This window comes from Prevotella sp. oral taxon 317 str. F0108 (assembly GCF_000162415.1).
In the GTDB taxonomy this organism is placed as follows: domain Bacteria; phylum Bacteroidota; class Bacteroidia; order Bacteroidales; family Bacteroidaceae; genus Prevotella; species Prevotella conceptionensis.
The window spans coordinates 1,661,131-1,683,289 of sequence record NZ_GG740072.1 but is presented as its reverse complement, the minus strand read 5'-3'; the positions used below and the strand labels follow the sequence as shown (position 1 = coordinate 1,683,289).

The window sequence follows — 22,159 nt, the reverse complement described above, 5'->3', positions numbered from 1 at the left end:
TTCACTATGCTCTTTCAAGAAGTAAGCAAAATCTGCTCAGCTAAAAGCTAAAAAATACAGCAAAGGTAATTTTTAGCACCTGCCTATGGCATGTTCTAAAAATTCCCCGAAAAGGCTCAATTGATGTTCCTTGTATTACTCTTCACTGTCTTTTTGCTTTTATCTGGCATCTTTTGCTTTCTCTTTCAGAAAGCATAGTTCACTATGCTCTTTCAAGAAGTAAGCAAAATCTGCTCAGCTAAAAGCTAAAAATACAGCAAAGGTAATTTTTAGCACCTGCCTATGGAATAAACTTTAAACTGGGGTGTGACCCCATAGATATATGGCGTGTGTTTATCGGCATGTAGGTTCAACATAAGGATGGTGAAGGGCGAACTAAAAAGCAAGAATGAGCATAAGCGTGGCATTTTTAGAATATGAATTAAATAAGAACCTGAGGATTAGAACTTTGTACTTATTCGCTCACGGCTTCACAAGCTCATATACTCATCAGTAAAAAACGCATCCGCCCCAAAAGTTAAATTATTATTTTTATTTTTACAATACGGCTCTAATTTTCACTTCGTTCTAGCGAAATAATGGCTTAAAAAGTAGGTAAATGGCTACTATTTCTAGTCTTTCACACCTTACTTTTTGTCAATATTCAAGAGAAGAACCTGCATTTTGCACCATATTGCCTTTCTATTTTGCTTGCCAGCTCATTATTTTTTATGGCCAATTACCCGCTTTTAGCCCCCAAAATCCCACTTTTTAGGGGTTGTTTTGCCCTTTTTAGCCATGTATTTCATGTCTCTAAGAGGTTATATTTATACCATTGCGGTGTGTTTTTATGCTTTTTGGCTCGCATTTAGTCGCATTTAGTGCCGCATTTAGCACCATTTTACCTTGCATTTAGCACCAAAACGCACTGCATTTAGCATCAAAACGCACTGCGTTTAGCAGCATATTGCACTGCGTTTAGCACCAAAATGCACTACATTTAGCTGCAAATAGCCCAATAACTGGTGCAATTGCCGTTTCTTTTAAATAAAAATTCATTTTGCAGGCATTAACAACTAACCTCTTTTTGCATCAAAACCAACCTTCGCGAGAATCGATTTTTTCGGCAAGGTTGGCAATTGGTGGACGAAAAGGGTACTCATGATGTTAAATTCCTTACCGAAAACTAGACAAAATAGTTGTACTGCATACGCGTAAATAGGCAACGGCCAAGGAAAGCACGTACGTTTACAACTGCCAAGGCAAGCGGTTGCAGGGCATGCTGCTCACGGCCAATGGAGACAATATCATGGAAACGTGGAAGTGACACGCCATTGGCAGCTAGTTTTCAACTTGTAGAGAAAGGTATTGAATGTTTTTCGTTCGGTCGTGGTTTGAGGCATAATCACGTTTTGCCAAAGACAAAGGGGGCGAGATTTTAGATTGTATCGTATCTTTGTGCAGTACTTTGTATATGAATAAGGGTACTTATCTTGGTTTTACTGCACAAAGATTATAAGCTCCTCTCAACTTATTAGAAACATTAAAAGTCAAGCCGATTTCAGTAAGAAGAAAGTTTGGTTACGGCGCGTTTGCGATGCCGATGGCTAGGGCTTAGGCCAATTCCAGCCCCAACGCATCGCGCAGATTGTCGATTGCGGGATTGGCTTTAAGCATGTTTTCGTATATTTCCTTTTTAGAAAGGATGCGTTTCATCTCTTCAACCTTGGCCAGTCGGATGTGAAGTTGCAGTTGCCCATTGTGCAAATACTTGGCCAATCCGCCCTCAATACGTTTCTTAATGTTGTTAACCTCTTCCAAAACAATCTCGTTGTCGGCCAGCACTTCTATGTTGGGAAATTGGGTTATGCGCGGCGACATGTTCTTCATTCTCGTTGCAATGGCAATCATGGCTTGCGGCATGCGGTTACAAAGCGCCATCCATTGCAGTTCAAGCTCTTCTTGCGAGAACACATGGTTCTCCTCTTTATTCGTTATTTCGTCTTCTTTAACTTGTCCAACCTTTTCGGGACCCCGTTTAAGGTCGGCAAACGACGTGCCCACCTTGCCCAATTTAAGCTTTCCGATGGGCATAGCCGTTCGTTGTGTCGTTGTTTCTGGCTCGTTCGCCTTAGGTGTTTCAACGGCAGGCTGTGTGGGATAGGGCGTTGTTTTCGCCTCGTTGGTGTTGGCCAATGCCGTTGCGGTGCGCGTTGCCACGGTTGTGCGCACCAAAGGTTTGTCCCCACCGACCACCTGTAGAGCCGGTTTAGGTTGGGGAGTGGCAAGTTTTCTGAACAGGGATTTCAATCTCTTGGGGCTACGCCCCGCGGCCGGTTCGTCTTCGGGTTGCGTTATTTGCGCCACTTGTATCAGCGTAAGCTCGGCCAATAGGCGCTTGTTGCTGCTTGCGCGATAGTGAATGTCGCATTGGTTCATAACCTGCAAGGCCTTATAAAGAAACTTTGTGGGGCATTTTTGCGCCTGTTCCTTAAAGCGTTCGCGTTGGCGTGCGCTAACTTCCAGCAGTGGCAGGGTGCTTTCGTCTTTTGCCATCAGCACATTGCGCACATGCGTTGCCAATCCGTTAACAAGGTTGCCCGCATCAAAGCCCTTGGCAATGATGTCGTTCACCAAAACCATGATGTCGCTCACCTTGTTTTGCACGGCCAAATCGATAATGCTGAAATAGTTGTCGCTATCCAGCACGTTAAGGTCTGCAATAACGCTGTCGTATGTAAGGTTGCCTTGTGCAAAGCTAGCTGCTTGGTCGAAGATGGAAAGCGCATCGCGCATTCCGCCGTCTGCTTTCTCGGCAATTACGGCCAAAGCCTCCTCTTCGTAGGCAATTCCTTCGTTCTCGGCCACGCGTTTAAGGTGGTCGATGATGCCAGGGACGGTCATCCGTTCAAAGTCGTAAATTTGGCAACGCGACAGGATGGTGGGCAAAATCTTGTGTTTCTCGGTTGTGGCCAAGATGAAAATGACGTGTGCGGGCGGTTCTTCCAGTGTTTTAAGGAAGGCATTAAAGGCTGCGGTGGAAAGCATGTGCACCTCGTCGATGATGAAAACCTTATATTTTCCCACCTGCGGAGGGATGCGCGTTTGGTCCATCAGCGTCTTAATGTTCTCAACCGAGTTGTTGCTGGCCGCGTCTAGCTCGAAGATGTTGTACGAACGTTGGTCGTTAAAGGCCTGGCAGCTTTCGCAATGGTTGCATGCCTCGCCCATTTCGGTGGGCGTAAGGCAGTTAATGGCCTTGGCAAAAATGCGCGCGCAAGTGGTTTTACCCACCCCTCGTGGACCGCAAAAGAGGTATGCGTGCGCCAACTTTCCGCTTTTAACCGCGTTTTTCAGCGTGGTGGTAAGGGCCGATTGCCCCACCACCGAGTCGAAAGACACGGGTCGGTATTTGCGCGCCGATACGATATATTCTCCCATAAATGCTGTATTGTGTTCCGTTTATGTGTTGGGTTTGGCGTTGGGAGGCTTGTCCCTCGCCGTATGGGTGTGGTGTTTGGTACCCCGTTGTGCAAAGTTACGCATTATTTTTGTCTTTTCTTTTGGTTCATGCTTTTTTATTGTTTCTCTCTTTTTTGTGCTTTGATGGTGCAGCATCGCTTGCCCATCTAAAGGCATGTCCTAAAAAGTCGTAGAGCGTAGATGTAGCGTGTGCTTTGGCTTAAAACACACTTACTTTTGCAATATTTACATAATAAGTGTGCTTGTTGTGTATGGCGATTGAAAAAAAAGTTGTAAGTTTGCAGCGGATAATAGGCCTCCAATGAACAGCAAATGGAATGAAGTGGGCAGAATGCTTAACCATTATCGCTACCTCATCGTAGTGGTGGTGGGCGTGCTTATCGTCGGTTTTCTCGACGATAACAGCTTTATGCACCGTTTGGAGTACGAAATTCAGGTAAGCGACTTAAAAAAACAAATAAAGGAATATAACGAACGCCACAGCACCGACACGGAACGGCTTCGCCAACTAAAACGCGACCCCAAGGCCATTGAGAAGATTGCGCGTGAGCGCTACTTTATGAAAGCCGACGATGAAGACATCTATGTGCTGAGCGATGACGAGAAACCTACACAACAACAAGATGAAACAACTGAATAAACTGCAATCCATCCTCTACGCCGTTGGTGGTGCGCTGATGGTGATTGGTGCGGGATGCTTTGCATTTATGTGGCAACAACAGGCGGTATGTTGGCTCTACCTCGTGGGAGCAACGCTGTTTTGCCTCATGCAATCCATGCAAACTTACGAAGGAACCGACTTTGTGGTGCGCCGCTTGAAACGTATTCAAGCTGTGGCCAACATCTTCTTTATGCTCGCCGGCATACTGATGATAGACACGGCCTACATGTTTTTCCGTCCACTTTTCGACAGTTCCATCGCTTATGTAGACTATTTGTACAACAAGTGGGTGGTGCTTTTGCTCATTGCAGCCCTTTTGGAAATATACACCATGCACCGCATAGACCACGAAATGAAGAAAGACAAAAGGCAATAGGCCCTGACATGCGGCTACACCTTTTATATATACGCGCCTGCGGTGCGCAGGCTTTCAACAACTAACACTTTTCTTAAAAAATACTTAAAAGGGGGTTTGTTTGGATTAAATAGCATGAAAATAATTCGATAGCCCGCAAAAGCGTATTATCTTTGTGTGACAAGACAGAAACAATCAACTTATGAATAAAGTTCTATATACATTGTTCGCGTTGGCGTTGCTCACCTCGTGCGGTAGCAGCTACAATATCGAAGGTACTTCAAACATATCTACCCTCGATGGCCGAAAGTTATACCTGAAAGTACTGAAAGACAACGAATTTAAAAAGTTAGACTCGTGCGACGTTGTGCACGGCAAGTTCGGATTCTCTGGATCGTTAGACTCTGTACGCATCGCCAATATCTTTATGGACGAAGAAAGTGTGTTGCCCTTGGTGCTTGAAAGCGGCGACATCATCGTAAAACTAGACGATGCACAGCAAAACGTGTCGGGAACGCCCCTTAACGACAAGCTGTTTAAGTTCTTTAATAAGTACAACCAGCTGAAAAACCAAGAACAAGAATTGGTGCATAAGCACGACCAAGCCATTATGAACGGCAGCAATATGGACGTAGTGAACGCCCGTTTGAACAGCGAGGCCGAACGTTTGTCGGGGCTTGAAGACAAGCTTATCACATCGTTCGTGTGCGAAAACTTCGACAACGTGTTAGGTCCGGGCGTGTTTTTCATGGTTACTATCGGGTACGACTATCCCGAACTTACCCCTTGGATAGAAGACATCATGAGCAAAGCCACCGATAAGTTTAAGAACGATGCTTATGTGAAGGACTATTACGCTAAGGCGCAAGAAAACCAACAGATAATGAACGGAATGAAAGACGTGCCCATGCCTGCGCCAGCTGTTACGCCGCAAGCTGCGCCTGCACCCACGCCAAACGACTTGGCCCAGCCCACAAAAGAATGAAAACCCTTATTTACGGCGCAACGATTGTGAACGAGGGGCGGAGCTTTAAAGGCTGCCTAACCCTTGAAAACGACCTGATAGCAAGCGTAACCGAAGGCGAGGCCGTGCCCGAAGGACACTTCGACCTGCGGCTGAATGCCGAGGGTTGTGTGGTTATGCCCGGCGTGATAGACGACCATGTGCACTTTCGCGAACCGGGTTTAACGGCCAAAGCCGACCTCGAAAGCGAGAGTCGCGCTGCCGCATATGGTGGTGTGACCACGTTTTTCGAGATGCCTAACACCCTTCCGCAAACCACAACGCTCGACGCACTGAACCAAAAACTGAAACTTGCGCAGGGCAAGAGCCACGTTAATTATAGCTTTTTCTTTGGAGCCACCAACCAAAACGCCCATCTTTTTGAGCGTTTAGACACCAAACGCGTGCCGGGCATTAAGCTTTTTATGGGTGCTAGCACAGGAAACATGCTTGTTGACAGGCTCGAAACGCTTGAAAACATCTTTGAAAACGCACCTTTGCCCATCATGACGCATTGCGAAGATACGCAACTCATAAACCAAAATATGGCCGAGGCTAAGCGATTGTATGGCGACGACCCAGGCGTGGAGCACCATCCTGCAATAAGGAGTGCCGAGGCTTGCTACCATTCGTCGGCCTTAGCTGTGGAGTTGGCCACCAAATACGGGGCGCAACTGCACGTGGCACACCTCACAACAGCACGCGAACTGTCGCTCTTCGGCCATAATCCGCGTATCACGGCCGAGGCGGTAATTGCTCATTTGTGGTTCTGCGATGCCGATTATCGCACTCGTGGCACACAAATCAAATGCAACCCAGCCGTAAAGACCATTGCCGACCGCGATGCTTTGCGTGCGGCTTTGACCGATGGGCGCATCTCGGTGGTTGCAACCGACCACGCTCCACATCTCGTTTCGGACAAGATTGGCGGCTGTGCGAAGGCTGCATCGGGCATGCCGATGGTGCAATTCTCGCTGCCTGCCATGCTCGAACTTTGCGAAAAGGGCGTGCTTACGATAGAAAGGATGGTTGAACTGATGTGCCATGCGCCTGCACGCTTGTTCGCTGTTAGCAAACGAGGCTTTATTAAGCCCGGCTATAAGGCCGACTTAACCATCGTACGCCGTGGCGAACCGTGGACAGTGACGAAGGATTGTGTGCAAAGTAAGTGCCAATGGAGTCCGATGGAGGGCGAAAAGTTCCGTTGGCGAGTGGTGCAAACCATCTGCAACGGACACTTATTGCTCGATGAAGACGGCACGTTCGATGCACAATATCGTGGCGAAGAGGTGGCTTTCTGCCATTGATAATGGTGAAAAGAAAGGAAAGGTGAAAGGGTGAAAGAGTGAAAAGGTGAAAGGGTGAAAAGATGGCTAGCGCCTTTAAAGGTGTCTAGCGGTTTCTAGGTTTCTAGTTCTTTCTAGCTTTCGGACAAGTCAGACTGGTCAGAATTATCCTATTAGCCTAACACCACCTAAACATTTGGCTTCACTCCTTAACTCCTCAAAGTTTAAAAGCATTTGGCTTAACTCCATAACTCCTTAACTCCTTAACTCCTCAAAAAGAACTCCTTAACTCCTCAAAAAGAACCCCTCAAAAGAACAGAATGATACTAAAATATAAAGTCCACGACATACGTCCCTACATCAGTTGGCTGTACTTTTTCCACACATGGGGCATGAGTGGAAAGCCAACCGACGAGAAAGAGAAGCTGCGAAAAGACGCCGAAGAGATGCTCGACGCAATGGAAACGCGATACAGTACGCATGCCGTATTCGAACTTTTCGATGCCAATAGCGACGGCGACGACCTTCTTTTGGGCGACAAGCGCCTGCCTCTGCTACGCCAACAGAAACCCAAAAGCACGGGCGCACCTAATCTTTGCCTTGCGGACTTTGTGCGTCCGCTATCAAGTGGCATTAAAGATAAGGTGGGAGCATTCGCCACGACGGTGGATGCAGGCATTGAATACGACTACAAAAACGACGACTACAAGCAGATGATGGCCAAGGTTTTGGGCGAAAGACTAGCCGAGGCAACAGCCGAACGCATGCACGAAGAAGTGAGAAAACACTATTGGGGCTATGCTCCTGATGAGCATTTCGAGCCGCAAGAGTTGCTTAAAGAGCCTTATCAAGGCATTCGTCCGGCCATTGGCTACCCCTCGTTGCCCGATACTAGCGTCAATTTCCTGCTCAACGAGCTTATCAACATGGGCTCTATTGGCATACATCTCACGCCCACAGGCATGATGCAACCCCATGCTAGCGTGTCGGGTTTGATGTTCGCGCATCCTCAATCGAAGTATTTCGACCTGGGAAAGATTGGCGAAGACCAGCTAGCCGACTACGCAAAGCGACGCGGTGTGCCGCTATACATGATTAAAAAGTTTGTGCAATAAGTGCAACAAGGGCGTAATAACACAACATTTAGCAAGTGATTTCAAGAATACTTATACCTCTATTGTTAGCCATCCTCTTGCCCGATCTCTACATCGAACGGCGCAATTGGAAAAGCAAACGCAAGGCAAAATGGCCTTTGCGCGTACTTAGATGGGTACTTAGCCTAGGCATGGTGGTGTTTACCATTGTGATGGCGGGTTCCAAAAACTTCGTCCCCGACAGTGTAGAGATGCTCAACGTCTACCTCATTTGTTTGGGATTGTTGGTCGTTCCCAAGTTTGTTTATGTGAGTTGTGCCGTTGTTGGGCGCGTGTTTGCACGCTTACGCCACTCAACCACCAACTGGGGAAAGGCCGTTGGCTACCTCTTGGCGCTGTTCTGCATCTATGTTTTGGCTTACGGATGGCTTTTCGGAGCCAACAAACTGAACGTAAACCACGTGGAAATTTATTCGCCCGACCTGCCTGAGACCTTCGATGGCTACCGTATTGTGCAGTTTACCGATGCTCATGTGGGCAGTTTCGTAGGCAGTCGCGCCCACTTTTTGGAGCGAGCAGTCGATACAATCATGGCCCAACACGCCGATGCTATCGTGTTTACGGGCGATTTACAGAACGTACAACCCGCAGAACTCTATCCTTTTCGCGAGCAATTAAGTCGCCTGAACGCCCGCGATGGCATGTTTTCTGTATTGGGCAACCACGATTACAGCATGTATTTCAATGGCCCTGAGGCCATAAAGGTTGCTAACGAGCGCGAAATGGTTGCGCGCCAGCGGCAGTTTGGATGGGATTTGCTGCTTAACGAGCATCGTGTAGTGCGCCGCAGAGCCGACTCCATCGTGATTGCGGGGACCGAAAACGATGGTAGACCGCCGTTCCCTTCGCGTGCCGACTTGTCCAAAGCACTTAAAGGTGTGGGCAAAGGCACTTTCGTTGTGATGCTACAACACGACCCTTCAGCCTGGGAACGCAACATCTTGCCGCATAGTCATGTGCAGCTAACCCTGTCGGGGCATACTCATGGCGGTCAAATAAGTCTTTTCGGACTTCGTCCCACTAGCATTAGCTTTAAGCAAGACAAGGGATTATATACCCAAGGACAACGCTCACTCTTCGTTTCATCAGGCTTGGGCGGTGTTGTTCCTTTCCGATTTGGTGTTCCACCCGAAGTTGTGGTCATCACCTTGCGGCGCGGTAATGTGGCTGAGAAGTAGTAAAAGGAGTGCTTTGAGGAGTTAAGGAGTTAAGCCAAATGCTTTGCGAGTTTCGTCAACCAGAATCCTAAGGAAACTAGGAAATCTAGGAGATCTAGGGAAACTAGGCACGCAAGAGAAACGAGGATATTTAGAAGCCATACGCATCTTTGTGGGCGTTAGCCATCTTTTCACCCTTTCACCTTTTCTCTCTTTCACCTTTTAAGCCAATGCTTTGTTGCAAATATTCTTGTAAACTCGTAAACTGATCAATGCGAACGATTATAAAAAATCAATCAGCAAGGCCATTTACTCCCTGCTCCACTAGGAGAAGAATTGGGGAGTGAGGCAATGTTTCTCGTCAATAATAAACAACAATGACAATTCTCTATCGCATCTACCAATTGTTTGTGGCCATCCCCCTAATAGTGTTGGCCACAGTGCTAACAGCCCTCGTTACCATCGTGGGATGCCTCATTGGTAACGGACACTTCTGGGGTTATTACCCAGGAAAATGTTGGTCGTGGTTTATTATCCGCATCTTGTTTCTGCCAATTAAGGTAGAAGGACGCGAACATTTGCAGCGTGGGCAGTCGTATGTGTTTGCTGCTAACCACCAAGGGGCGTTCGACATCTTTATGATTTACGGCTTTTTAGGGCGCAACTTCAAATGGATGATGAAACAATCGCTGCGCAAAATACCACTCGTAGGTAAGGCATGCGAGGCGGCTCACCATATTTTTGTGGACAAACGAAGTGCCGCAAAGATAAAGAAGTCTATCGACCAAGCCCGACAAACCTTGCATAACGGTATGTCGTTGGTTATTTTTCCCGAAGGAGCACGCACCTTTACGGGGCACATGGGCGTGTTTAGGCGCGGTGCTTTTATGCTGGCCGACGAGTTACAGCTGCCCATCGTGCCTGTAACCATCAACGGCTCGTTCGATGTTATGCCACGAACACGCGACCTTAAATGGGCGCGTTGGCACCGATTGAGGCTCACCATACACGCTCCGATAATGCCAATCGGACAGGGAACAGACAATATGAAATTCTTAGAAGAACAGAGTTACCGAGTGATTATGGGGTCGCTTGTTCCCGAATATCAGGGATTTGAGGCCAATCCCGACCAATAATCGCGCACAATCAGTCAAAAATACGCACGTATGGCATTGCACTTCTGAGAAATAGCCTTACCTTTGCATAAGTAGAACCAACACAGTTACACGGCATGAACACAAGCGACAGCATCGTTATCATCCCCACATACAACGAAAAAGAGAACATCGAGAAGATAATTCGGGCCGTCTTTGCACTCGAAAAATGTTTCCACATCCTTGTTATCGACGACGGAAGTCCCGACGGAACGGCGGCTATCGTGCGCAGATTGATTGACGAAGAGTTTGCCGACCGCCTGTTTATGCTCGAACGTAAGGGCAAATTAGGGTTGGGAACGGCTTACATCACGGGTTTCAAGTGGGCTTTGCAACACGATTACGAGTATGTCTTCGAAATGGATGCTGACTTCAGTCACGACCCTGCCGACTTGCCTCGCCTATACGCAGCATGCCACGACGAAGGCTACGATGTTGCCATTGGTTCGCGTTATGTTAGTGGTGTAAACGTTGTGAATTGGCCCATTGGGCGCGTGCTGATGAGTTACTTCGCATCGAAGTATGTGCGTTTCGTAACAGGGTTCACAGTGCACGATACCACGGCCGGCTTTAAGTGTTATCGCCGGCGCGTACTTCAAACCATCCCGCTCGATGAAGTGCGTTTCAAGGGATATGGTTTCCAAATCGAAATGAAGTACACCGCTTACAAGATTGGTTTCAAGATAAAAGAAGTTCCGGTGATATTTGTCAACCGCCGCGAGGGAACAAGCAAGATGAGTGGCGGCATTTTCGGCGAGGCTTTCTTCGGCGTTATGCGGTTAAGACTCGACGGATGGACACGAAAGTATCCCAAAATTACACAATGAACAAATTCGTATGCGGATGGAAAGGAGTGGAAAGCCCCTGTGGTTTCCACTCCTTTTCATGGCATAATAAGCTTATCGTTTATGGAGTTCTAAGGTTACGAGTTACTTTGTTCGTCAGTTCTTAGCCCTTTAAGTCCTCAAACCAATCGTATAACAGCAGAACGTTAACTAACAAGTTAAGCAACTCGTAAACTCATAAACACAAGAACTTAGGAACTCAAAACACGCACAACCTCACATGTCGATGAACCTCCAACAAATATATTCAGGACAACCGCAGGCTGCCGCACTCGACAAATTCCTTGCCGATGCAGCCATTAGCCGCATCTTTCTCCAAGGGATGGTTGCCTCCACTGCGCCTGTTTTCTTTTCGGGCATGGCGCAACGCCGTCCTAAAACCACCCTTTTCGTGTTGCAAGACGCTGACGAGGCAGGCTATTTCTATCAAGACTTGGTGCAACTGATGGGGCAGAACGATGTTTTGTTCTTCCCTTCATCGTACAGACGCGCCGTAAAATACGGACAACGCGATGCTGCCAACGAGATTTTGCGCACCGAAGTGTTGGCTCGACTTGCTGCCGAAAGGGCCACTTACGTGGTTTGTGCGCCCGATGCTTTGAGCGAATTGGTTGTTTCAAAGCAGCGGTTAGACGAACGTACGTTGCGGTTAAGCGTGGGACAGACCATAGATGTCGTGCAAATGGTGAAGACTTTGCGGGCTTTCGACTTCCGCGAAGTGGACTATGTGTACGAACCTGGGCAGTTCGCCGTACGCGGTAGCATTGTAGACATCTACTCATACAGCCACGAATTGCCTTTCCGCATCGACTTTTTTGGCGACGAAATCGACACCATTCGCACCTTTGATGTAGAAAATCAGCTGTCGAAAGACAAACGGCAAGCCGTTGAAATTGTACCCGAACTAGCGCGGCAGTCCAACGAAAAGGTGTCGTTCCTAACGCTTTTGCCTCCCGATGCCCTGCTCGTGATGAAAGATTTCGGCTACGTTCGCGACACAATAGCGCGCATTTACGATGAGGGCTTTGCCCATCAAGCATTGGAGGCGCAGCTAGATGGTGCCACCGAGGTGGAACAACAGCAGATACGGGCCGCCATGCAAAAAGAGTTGCAGCTGCTCACCGCTAGCCAATTTGCCCACGATGCCGCCGCATTTAGGCACATTTACATTGGTAGTAAGCCGTCAGACGAGGTTCAAGCCACCATTGCTTTCCACTTTTCGGCACAGCCCCTGTTTCATAAAAACTTCGACTTGCTGCGCCAAACACTCGAAGACTATCAGCTGCAAGGCTACCGATTGGTGCTTTTGGCCGACAGTAAGAAACAACAAGAACGCCTTCGCGACATCCTTACAGCCGAGCAAAAGTCGGCTGCACCACTAAAAATGGAGTCGGCAGGCGACTTTACTTTGCATGCAGGATATGTGGATAACGACCTTCGCATCTGCTTTTTCACCGATCACCAGATATTCGATCGTTTCCACAAATACAATCTCAAAAGCGAACGTGCGCGTGCTGGCAAGCTAGCGTTAACAATGAAAGAGTTACAAGAGATGGAACCGGGCGACTTCATCGTGCATGTAGACTTCGGTATTGGCAAGTTTGGCGGGTTAGTTCGCGTGCCCACAGGCAACTCGTATCAAGAGATGATACGCATCGTTTACCAAAACAACGATAAGGTAGACGTTTCCATCCATTCGTTATACAAGATTTCGCGCTATCGTAAAGGTACGGCCACCGAACAGCCAAGGCTCTCTACACTAGGAACGGGAGCTTGGGAACGTTTGAAAGAAAAAACCAAGAAACGTATCAAGGATATTGCCCGCGATTTGATAAAGCTTTATGCCAAGCGGCGCACCGAACGCGGGTTTGCTTTCAGTCACGACTCGTTTATGCAGCACGAACTGGAAGCAAGTTTCCTTTACGAAGACACGCCCGACCAGCTAAAAGCCACAACCGAGGTGAAGGCCGACATGGAACGCGCCCGCCCAATGGACCGCCTGGTGTGCGGCGATGTGGGTTTTGGCAAAACCGAAGTGGCCATACGCGCCGCGTTTAAGGCCGCATGCGACTCTAAACAGGTGGCCGTGATGGTGCCAACAACGGTTTTGGCCTTCCAACATTTCAAGACTTTCAGCAAACGATTAGAGAATTTGCCCGTAAGGGTCGACTATTTGTCGCGCGCTCGTTCGGCAAAACAAACCCGACAAGTGCTAGACGACCTCGCCGCAGGCAAGATAGACATCATCATTGGCACGCACAAGCTTATTGGAAAGACCGTAAAATGGCACGACTTGGGACTGCTTATCATCGACGAAGAGCAAAAGTTCGGCGTGTCTACCAAAGAAAAGCTGCGCACACTTAAAACCAATGTCGACACGCTCACCATGTCGGCCACGCCCATTCCGCGCACGTTGCAGTTTTCATTGATGGGTGCGCGCGACATGAGCGTAATGCGAACGCCACCTCCAAACCGCCATCCCATACACACAGAGATAGCAACATTCGACGGCGCATTCGTTGCCGAGGCCATAAACTTCGAGATGAGCCGCAACGGACAGGTGTATTTTGTGAACGACCGAATAGCAAATCTCCCCGAATTGGCCAACATCATACGCAAGCATGTGCCCGATTGCCGTGTGGTTATAGCGCATGGACAGATGAAACCAGAAGACTTGGAGAACGCGCTTATCGACTTTATGAACCACGAATACGATGTGTTGCTCTCCACTTCGATTATCGAAAACGGCATCGACATATCCAATGCCAACACCATTATCGTGAACCATGCCCACAAAGTGGGACTAAGCGACCTGCATCAAATGCGTGGACGCGTGGGCAGGAGCAACCGTAAGGCCTTCTGTTACCTGCTGGCACCACCCCTTTCGGCCTTAACGCCCGACGCCCGACGTCGACTGGAGGCCCTCGAAACGTTCTCCGACTTAGGCAGCGGCTTTAACATCGCCATGCAAGACCTTGATATTCGTGGGGCAGGCAATCTGCTTGGAGCCGAACAGAGTGGCTTTATGGAAGACTTGGGCTACGAAACGTACCAGAAAATTCTGTCGCAAGCCGTTACCGAACTGCGTAATGACGAGTTTGCCGACCTATATGCGGAGAGTATTGAGCAAGGAGAAGAGGTGGGAGGCGACCAATTTGTGGAAGATTGCGCCTTGGAAAGCGACCTTGAAATGTATTTCCCCGACAACTACGTGCCAGGTAGCAGCGAACGAATGTTGCTTTATCGCGAACTAGACAACATTGAGAGCGACGACGAATTGGATGCCTATCGCAGTAGGCTTGTGGACAGGTTCGGTCCTGTTCCACCGCAGGGCGAAGAGTTGATGCAAGTGGTGGCTTTGCGACGAATAGGCAAACGATTAGGCTGCGAGAAGATAATGCTTAAACAAGGGCGCATGCTCATGCAGTTTGTTAGCAACCCCAACAGCGCTTACTATCGGTCGAAGGCTTTCGACAACGTGCTGACTTACATCGCCAATAATCCACGCCGTTGCGACTTGAAGGAGATAAAGGGCCGCCGAATGATGCATGTTTCGGCCGTGCCAACGGTTGGCGATGCCGTTAAAGTGTTGCGCGCCATCGAGAATAAGCCTGCGCCCAAGCTGGGGTAGGCTTGCACTAATGCCGCTACACCTTATATATATATAGGGCGTATGCGCACAATAAACAACAACTACGGCATGCTTTCGTGGTGCCAATAAATTTTTAGGAGGATAGAAACAATGACAATCAACCACACCAACAACGAGCAGAACGGCGAGTTTGTGGTCTTCGAAGGCGAAGAAAAACTGGGTTACATCAGCTACGAATGGGTGGATGCCGACCACTTTGCCATCGTGCACACCGTGGTTTCGCCCGAACATAAGGGTAAGGGCATTGGCAAAATACTGCTTGATGCCGCTGCCGATTATGCCCGTAAGAACAACAAGAAGATAAAAGACGTATGTTCTTTTGTCACCGTGCAGTTTGCGCGGAGCGATAAGTACAACGATGTTAAGGGCTAGTCCCTACATTCTATACAGCGGCTTTCTTTAATGGACATGCCCTACAGAGGGATACATGGTGCAAACTACCGCAAAACGGACCAACCGTTTTGCGGTAGTTTGCACAAATTCTATTACCATCTTATAACCAAACAAAATTAGATATGGAAAGCCATAGGGTGCATCGTAAGCAAACTTGTAACAACGTTTTCGTCAAGCCAAATGAACAACGTCGAGCTTGCTCGAACATTGTCATGGCGAGAAAACGCACTTTTAGGGGAACGAAAAAAGAACAATTAACTCATTCACCTATCCACTCGTTAACTTGTCAACTGGTTAACTCGTCAACTTGTTCACCTGTCCACTCGTTAACTCGCCAATCACTGTAATCTTTTCAGCAAGAAATTTAACACTAAAAGTGCCCTTTCTGTCGGCCAACCGCTCATCTTGCCGCAAAAAATCGATTCTCGCGAAGGTTTGTTTTGATGTAAAAAGGGGGTAGTCTGTGAATGCAACAAAATGAATTTTTATTTAAAGCAACCGCCATCTACACCACATTTAAGGCCGTTTGCTGCTAAATGTGGTGCGTTTTGGTGCTAAACACCGTACGTTTTGATGCTAAACGCAAGGCGTTTTGGTGCAAAACGCAGTGTATTTTGGTGCAAAACGCAGTGTATTTTGGTGCTAAACGCAGTGTATTTTGGTGCTAAACGCAGTGCAAAATGCTGCTAAATGCAATACGAAAAGCATAAATATACACAGCAATGGTATAAACAAAACCTTTTAAATCCGTCAAAAACATGGCTAAATAGGGCAAAATTGCCGTTAAAAAGTGGGATTTAGGGGCTAAAAAGTGAGTTATTGGGCGTAAAAAATAATGAGCTGGCAACCAAACTAGAAAGGCAAAATGGTGCAAAATGCAGGTTCTTTTCTTTAATCTAGACAAAACAATAGACGTAGAAGACTAGAAATAGTGGCAATTTGACCACTTTTTAACCTATATTCTCGCTAGAACGGAGAAAAATTTAGAGCAGGATTGTAAAATAAAATCTAAGACTTTAAGGTTGTGAGTTGATGTGTTTGAGGTTGTGAGTTGATGAGTTTCGTGAGTGTTTGAGTTGGCGTGTGTTTGAGTTGGTGTGTGTTTGAGGTGATGAGTTGATAAGGTTGTGAGCTTGTGAGGTTGTGAGTTGATAAGTTTTTGAGTTGATGGGGTGATATATTCGGGAGCTGCTGGGTTTTAGAGTTTATAAGTTAGGGAGTTGATTTGTGCTGCACTTCGTATATGTTTTCCCAATGCAGCCCCTCGTTAGGGTACTTGTGAGCAGGCAAAACTGCGTTAAACATACACCCGAAGGCTGGCAATACGCCATTTTTTAGCTATCTTTGCAACCATGAATATCGACGAATTGCAGGGAAAAAAGATTGCCGTGCTACTCTCGGGAGGGGTAGACAGTTCGGTGGTGGTGTACGAGTTTAACCGACTTGGACTGCACCCCGATTGCTTTTACATCAAAATTGGCCCCGAAGAAACGGAGGAATGGGATTGCGCATCCGAAGAAGACTTGGAGATGGCTACGGCTGTGGCCAAACGTTTCGGGTGCAAATTGGAGGTGGTTGACTGCCATAAGGAGTATTGGGAGCAAGTTACACGCTACACCATGGACAAAGTGAAGGCGGGATTTACACCCAATCCCGACGTAATGTGCAACAGACTGATTAAGTTTGGCGCATTTCATGAGAAACGCGGACACGAATACGACCTCATCGCAACGGGACATTATGCCCAAACGGAATGGATTGACGGTAAGAAATGGCTGGTTACCAGTCCCGACCCAGTGAAAGACCAAACCGATTTCCTTGCACAAATATACGATTGGCAACTGCGAAAAGCCCTCTTCCCCATTGGTCACTATCAAAAGGGCGAGGTAAGAGAGATTGCCGAACGCGAACATCTTATCAATGCCAAACGTAAAGACAGCCAAGGCATTTGTTTTCTTGGCAAGATTAACTACAATGAGTACATCCGCCGCTTTCTTGGCGAAAAACCTGGCGAAGTGTTGGAACTGGAAACGGAAAAGAAGATCGGCATGCACCGCGGACTGTGGTTTCACACCATTGGTCAGCGTCACGGACTGGGCTTTGGCGGTGGTCCGTGGTATGCGGTTAAAAAGGATGTGGAACGCAATGTGCTGTTCGTAAGTAAGGGTTACGAACCTGCCACGGCTTATAAGAAAGACTTTAAGGTGCACCACTTGCACCAGCTGACGGCTCCACTCGATGGTCTTGACGTTACATTTAAGATTAGGCACACGCCCGAATATCATCGCGCACAACTAGAACCGCTACCCGATGGGGGCTATATCGTTCATGCGGAAGAACCCATGCAAGGCGTTGCGCCTGGCCAGTTCTGCGTTATATACGATAAAGAACACCATCGCTGCTTTGGCTCGGCAGAAATAGCATGGTGAGTTTATAAGCTTGTGAGTTTGTAAGTTCGTGTGTTTTTGCACCGAAAGCCTTTTAAGTTCGCGAGGATGTGCGGTTAAGAGAACTTGGGTTCGTGAGGTTATGAGGACTAAGGTTCGTGAAGTTATGAGAACTAGAGTTCGTGAGGGTATGAGAACTAGGACACGTGCGGTTAAGAGAACTAAGGTTCGTGAGGTTAAGAGCCTTTAATTTAATGAGCCTGTAACCATACAAGTGCTGAAACAGCAAGGCATATCACTCCCCTCTCCCCTTGGAGAGGGGCTGGGGGTGAGGCTTTTTCTCTGTCAAGGAGGGGCTGGGGGTGAGGCTTTAATACGCCTCCCTATACTTGCTTTCGTCCTTATCATCAAGCATGCTAAGGTACGATTGGTAGCGGCTTTGGGCGATGTAATGGTCGTTTAAGGCCTGCAACACAGCGCAACCAGGCTCGTGCGTATGCGTGCAGTTGTTAAAACGACAACCTTTTGAAAACTCGAATATCTCCTTAAAATAGCTGCTTAGTTCGTTGCGTTCGATGTCGAACGTGCCGAAACCTTTGATGCCCGGCGTGTCGATTACCCATCCACCCTCAGGCAACTCCAACATTTCGCTGAACGTGGTGGTGTGCATTCCTGCGTTGTGGGCGTTCGAAATCTCGGCTGTTCGCAGGTTCGCTGTGGGTAAAAGGCGGTTAATTAGGGTGGACTTCCCCACCCCACTGTTGCCACTTAAAAGCGAAATGCGGCCTTTAAGCAAGGCCCGCACCTCGTCTACACCTGCTCCCGTCTCGGCCGAAATGGCCAAACAGTGGTAACCAACCGTCTCGTAGAGGTTCATCACCATCTGTTGGTAGCGCATTTCGTCGTCGTCGAGCAGGTCAGTCTTGTTAAAAACCAACACAACTGGTATTCGATAGGCCTCGGCCGAGGCCAAAAAGCGGTCGATAAAGGTCGTGGAAGTCTGTGGCCGGTTAACGGTTACGATGAGCAAAGCCTGGTCGATGTTCGCGGCAAGGATGTGACTTTGTTTTGAAAGGTTCGACGACTTGCGTATAATGTAGTTCTTACGGTCGTGGATAGCCGAGATAAAGGCCGTTCCCTCTTGGTTGGTTACAAGCTGCACGCGGTCGCCCACAGCCACAGGCGATGTGCTGCGTATGCCTTTAAGCCTGAAACTGCCCTTTATCTTGCTGTCTACAATTCGGCCGTCGTCGGTTTTCACCGTGTACCAACTGCCCGTATTCTTTATTACCAGTCCTTGCATGTTGTGCCTTTGGCGCGGTGTTTTAAACCGTCATTATCTCCTTATTCTTCGCTTCAAGCAGTTCGTCAATCTTCTTAATGAACTTGTCGTGTAGCTTTTGGAGTTTCTCTTCGGCGTCTTTTTCGTTGTCTTCAGACAGTCCGTCCTTGATGGCCTTCTTCAGTTTATCCTTTATTTCGGCACGCACGTTGCGCACTTCAATCTTGGATTTCTCGCCAATCTTGTTGCATTGTTTGGTCAATTCCCTGCGCCGCTCTTCGGTAGGCTGCGGTATTCCTAGGCGAATTACCTCGCCGTTGTTCTCTGGCGTGATGCCCACATCGCTGTCCATGATGGCCTTTTCAATATCGCGGATGGCCTTTTTATCAAAAGGTTTGATGGCGATGGTACGCGCATCGGGTGCCGAAACGTTGGCCACTTGGTTCAGTGGAACGGTCATGCCGTACGATTCAACACGCACACCATCGAGTATTGCCACGTTTGCTCTACCTGCACGAACGCGCGACAATTGCTCTTCAAGATACATCGCCGCCATCTCCATGCGGTCTTGCGCATCTTGCAATGCTTCCTTTACGTCTATCATAATACTTAGTTCTTAATTGTTTTAATGCACAAATTTAGAGAATTATCGCCAATAACCCAAATTGTTTGGCGCAAAAAAGTGGTTAAGCACGCGTTTTATGGAGTTACACTTGATTTTAATGCGCGCGTACAATATATATGGACAGCGCGCGTTTAAAAAGAAATTTAAGACCGAAACAGAATATGCAAACAGGTTATCAAGCTGTTATCGACAAATATTATCCGCACGACAACGAGCTGCGACACATCCTAATAACCCACAGCCGAAGTGTGGCCGACTTGGCTTTGGCCTTGGCTAAACGGCTGCCCGAACAGTGCCTCGACCTCCAATTTGTTGAAGAGGCGGCCATGTTGCACGACATCGGCATTGTGCGTTGCGATGCTCCGTCAATCCATTGCTGTGGAACGGAACCTTATATCGCCCACGGACGACAAGGCGCAGAGATGCTGCGAGCCGAAGGAATGCCGCGCCATGCCCGCGTTTGCGAACGGCATACGGGCGCAGGCATCACTCGCGAGGCCATCGAAACGCAACATTTGCCCCTTCCCTTACAAGATTTCTTGCCCGAAACGCTCGAAGAACAGCTGATTTGCTATGCCGATAAGTTTTTCAGCAAGACCAAACTCGACCGCCAAAAAACGGTGGAACAGGCCGAAAAGAGCCTCGCCAAGTTTGGCGAAGATGGACTAGAGCGTTTCCGCGCGTGGGTGAAAAGGTTTGGAGAACCGCCAATAGTGCTCCCTACGACATAACCTTTGGCGTTTGAAATGCTATTGGCTCAGTGTCTTTCGTGGACGAATAGGGAAACAAACGTTTGGGCTACACCGCAAAACTCGTAGCCTTTACCCCTATTTTCAAACACGATAAAGTTTAAAAGAAACTATCAAAAACAAGAATGTAAAAAGAAAAGAACCCCGCATGATGCAGGGTTCTTTCTTAAAGAGAAACGGCAACCGAATGCCTAACCATTGGCAAAGGTGAGGTTTCCTCATACCCTATGCCGTTGGTTTTATCGTCTTTCATTCTGCTCTTTGTAGGCTGCCGACACCTTATCGGCAGCCTAATACAAACATAAAATTACTTATGAAACTTCAATTTCTCTATACCAAAGGTCATTGTTACCTCTCCTTGCGTGTCGCGCAACTTCAAAGGGTTCTTCTCTGTATCGTAAAGTTTCTTAATTTCTCCATGGCCCAGTCTCTTACCTTCTCTTACCAGCGTCTCGAACAAGGGAACTTCAAAGGTATATTCTTTCTTAAATCCATCGTTTTCCCTTTCTCTTTTGAACACCACAAAAATCTTTTCACCACTTTTATAGCTAGGAATATTGTAATGTGCATACCTACTCCAATAGTCGAAATGAAACTCTGCTTGTTGCTTAGGGTCGGTACCAAACTGCACATAACCCCTGCCTGCATTGAGTTTTTTGCCTGCTAACGACTTCAAATCATCTTGAACAACAAGTTCGAAACCGACACTCGAGAACTCGCCAGCGTAGGGATCGTTCTTGGTGTACTTAGAATAGATTACCGTTTTAAATGTGCGGTTCGTTCCAAGTTCCTTTAATTTGTAAGCAATTGGTGCGCCAGGGTTTTCAGTACTCAGTCGAGCGCCTTCGCTGATGAACTTCTTCACGTCCTCCAAGCTGATGGCGGCCAACGAACCCAGTTTGGCATCGCCACCCAAAACACGTCCCTTGATGGTAGATTCTTTAAGCAAGTCGTTGTAGGCAGCCTCTGCATTGGCGCCAATCTTTCCGCCCAGCACAGATGCTTGCAGCTTAGCCTCTGCCTCTTTCTTCGTCATATTTGTCTCGATGCCCAAAAGCAAGATGCGACCATATTTGATGGAAGAGACGAACAGGGGCTTTTCTTTGCCAAACTCCTTCTTATAATCAAACTCCTTGGCAAAGAAGTCCGATGGATTCTTGGGCAAGTCGATGCTCAATTCATAGAACACCTGCTGCACTTTCACCAAAAAGCGGTTCTTTTCCTTCTCAAAGCTGAAACCCGCACTTGCCTCAACGGTGTTGGCAGCACCTTTGTAGTTGCCACCCATAGCCATTTTAAGGTGCGCTTTGTCGTAAACCTCCTCGATAGAATAGGTGAGGTTAGCCGCCGGAGCGTTGAATTTACGGCTAAGCAGTTCGTTAATTCCCTTTCTTACGCCCGAAAGCGAGGGGTTTTCTATTTTGATAGTGGGGTCGGAACTACCAGGAAGGTCGGTAGAAAGCATGATTGGAGCGCGGTCTGCCTCGATGGGATCGTATTCTCCATCAACAACACTCTTCGCCCGCAGCAGCGCACCAGGATAGAAAACGTTCTTATCGTCCGAGAAGAGCAGTTGTTCTTCAAACTCTTTCGCTTGTTCGTAGTATTCCTTGGCCGAGGTTCCTCTTGTATCAGCAAAGGCATATCCGAGGGATGCAGGTTTGGCATCGCCCACTTTTCTTTCCGAGAAAGGTTCCATCTGTTTTACCGATGGCATGGTATTTACATACGAGTTAATCTCCGTTGGGAAAGTTCCATTCCCTGTGTTTGTTCCCAAATCCCCGTCTTTGTCATTGCCACAGGCACATACTAGGACTGAAAGTGCAATCGTCAGTTCTTTTCTTAATGTTAGTTTCTTCATTTTTGTTTTGATATTAGTTACTATTCTCTAATTAAATGTTTTACTACACTTGCCCTTATTAATCAAGCTTTTCGGTAAATCTTGCACCAAACGGCATTTGAATTATAGTTATTTAACGTTTACAGTTGCATCT

General features: G+C 47.7%; 16 protein-coding genes. 12 read left to right on the top strand and 4 right to left on the bottom strand.

From position 1 onward, the window contains the following. Nucleotides 1–1,593: 1,593 nt before the first annotated feature. Complete coding sequence (locus tag HMPREF0670_RS06465; protein ID WP_009230348.1) at nucleotides 1,594–3,420, bottom strand: DNA polymerase III subunit gamma/tau; 1,827 nt, start codon at nucleotides 3,418–3,420, stop codon at nucleotides 1,594–1,596. A 343-nt stretch (nucleotides 3,421–3,763) separates the two neighbouring features. Between HMPREF0670_RS06465 and HMPREF0670_RS06460 the strand changes: the two genes are divergently transcribed. The 11 genes from HMPREF0670_RS06460 to mnmA all read left to right on the top strand — a co-directional run bounded on the left by HMPREF0670_RS06460 (nucleotide 3,764) and on the right by mnmA (nucleotide 17,551). Further along, the gene (locus HMPREF0670_RS06460) at nucleotides 3,764–4,102 is read left to right on the top strand and encodes an FtsB family cell division protein (RefSeq protein ID WP_009230346.1); all 339 of its coding nucleotides are present in this window, start codon (nucleotides 3,764–3,766) and stop codon (nucleotides 4,100–4,102) included. Then, nucleotides 4,086–4,499, top strand: coding sequence for a hypothetical protein (locus HMPREF0670_RS06455; protein WP_044077778.1), 414 nt, complete (start codon nucleotides 4,086–4,088; stop codon nucleotides 4,497–4,499). The genes HMPREF0670_RS06460 and HMPREF0670_RS06455 overlap by 17 nt, the downstream gene beginning before the upstream one ends. Before the next feature lie 181 nt (nucleotides 4,500–4,680). Then, the gene (locus HMPREF0670_RS06450) at nucleotides 4,681–5,463 is read left to right on the top strand and encodes a DUF4369 domain-containing protein (protein WP_009230344.1); all 783 of its coding nucleotides are present in this window, start codon (nucleotides 4,681–4,683) and stop codon (nucleotides 5,461–5,463) included. Beyond that, nucleotides 5,460–6,788, top strand: coding sequence for a dihydroorotase (locus HMPREF0670_RS06445; RefSeq protein WP_009230343.1), 1,329 nt, complete (start codon nucleotides 5,460–5,462; stop codon nucleotides 6,786–6,788). The genes HMPREF0670_RS06450 and HMPREF0670_RS06445 overlap by 4 nt, the downstream gene beginning before the upstream one ends. A gap of 299 nt (nucleotides 6,789–7,087) precedes the next feature. After that, complete coding sequence (locus tag HMPREF0670_RS06440) at nucleotides 7,088–7,882, top strand: vitamin B12 dependent-methionine synthase activation domain-containing protein (protein WP_009230342.1); 795 nt, start codon at nucleotides 7,088–7,090, stop codon at nucleotides 7,880–7,882. Between the two features lie 35 nt (nucleotides 7,883–7,917). Continuing rightward, on the top strand, nucleotides 7,918–9,099 hold the full coding sequence (locus HMPREF0670_RS06435) for a metallophosphoesterase (protein WP_044077777.1): 1,182 nt from the start codon (nucleotides 7,918–7,920) through the stop codon (nucleotides 9,097–9,099). A gap of 356 nt (nucleotides 9,100–9,455) precedes the next feature. Continuing rightward, on the top strand, nucleotides 9,456–10,214 hold the full coding sequence (locus HMPREF0670_RS06430) for a lysophospholipid acyltransferase family protein (protein ID WP_009230340.1): 759 nt from the start codon (nucleotides 9,456–9,458) through the stop codon (nucleotides 10,212–10,214). Nucleotides 10,215–10,309: 95 nt separating this feature from the next. Beyond that, nucleotides 10,310–11,059 carry a polyprenol monophosphomannose synthase gene (locus HMPREF0670_RS06425; protein WP_009230339.1) on the top strand — a complete coding sequence of 250 codons (750 nt, stop codon included), beginning with the start codon at nucleotides 10,310–10,312 and terminating at the stop codon, nucleotides 11,057–11,059. Nucleotides 11,060–11,303: 244 nt separating this feature from the next. Continuing rightward, complete coding sequence (mfd, locus tag HMPREF0670_RS06420; RefSeq protein ID WP_009230338.1) at nucleotides 11,304–14,708, top strand: transcription-repair coupling factor; 3,405 nt, start codon at nucleotides 11,304–11,306, stop codon at nucleotides 14,706–14,708. Nucleotides 14,709–14,819: 111 nt separating this feature from the next. Continuing rightward, nucleotides 14,820–15,101, top strand: coding sequence for a GNAT family N-acetyltransferase (locus HMPREF0670_RS06415; protein ID WP_009230337.1), 282 nt, complete (start codon nucleotides 14,820–14,822; stop codon nucleotides 15,099–15,101). A 1,373-nt stretch (nucleotides 15,102–16,474) separates the two neighbouring features. Then, nucleotides 16,475–17,551 carry a tRNA 2-thiouridine(34) synthase MnmA gene (gene mnmA / locus HMPREF0670_RS06410; RefSeq protein WP_044077776.1) on the top strand — a complete coding sequence of 359 codons (1,077 nt, stop codon included), beginning with the start codon at nucleotides 16,475–16,477 and terminating at the stop codon, nucleotides 17,549–17,551. Nucleotides 17,552–17,879: 328 nt separating this feature from the next. On the opposite strand, the gene rsgA is transcribed toward mnmA, so the two are convergent. Both rsgA and frr read right to left on the bottom strand, forming a co-directional pair. Continuing rightward, nucleotides 17,880–18,812 (bottom strand): ribosome small subunit-dependent GTPase A, encoded by a 933-nt coding sequence (gene rsgA, locus HMPREF0670_RS06405; protein ID WP_009230335.1) that lies wholly within the window; start codon nucleotides 18,810–18,812, stop codon nucleotides 17,880–17,882. A gap of 22 nt (nucleotides 18,813–18,834) precedes the next feature. Next, nucleotides 18,835–19,395 carry a ribosome recycling factor gene (gene frr, locus HMPREF0670_RS06400; RefSeq protein WP_009230334.1) on the bottom strand — a complete coding sequence of 187 codons (561 nt, stop codon included), beginning with the start codon at nucleotides 19,393–19,395 and terminating at the stop codon, nucleotides 18,835–18,837. A gap of 182 nt (nucleotides 19,396–19,577) precedes the next feature. Between frr and HMPREF0670_RS06395 the strand changes: the two genes are divergently transcribed. Continuing rightward, the gene (locus HMPREF0670_RS06395) at nucleotides 19,578–20,147 is read left to right on the top strand and encodes an HD domain-containing protein (RefSeq protein WP_009230332.1); all 570 of its coding nucleotides are present in this window, start codon (nucleotides 19,578–19,580) and stop codon (nucleotides 20,145–20,147) included. Between the two features lie 325 nt (nucleotides 20,148–20,472). Here the strand turns inward: HMPREF0670_RS06395 and HMPREF0670_RS06390 are convergent, their stop codons facing one another. Then, a complete protein-coding gene (locus HMPREF0670_RS06390) occupies nucleotides 20,473–22,026 on the bottom strand; it encodes a thiol-activated cytolysin family protein (RefSeq protein ID WP_009230331.1) in 1,554 nt (517 codons plus the stop codon). Nucleotides 22,027–22,159 lie beyond the last annotated feature (133 nt).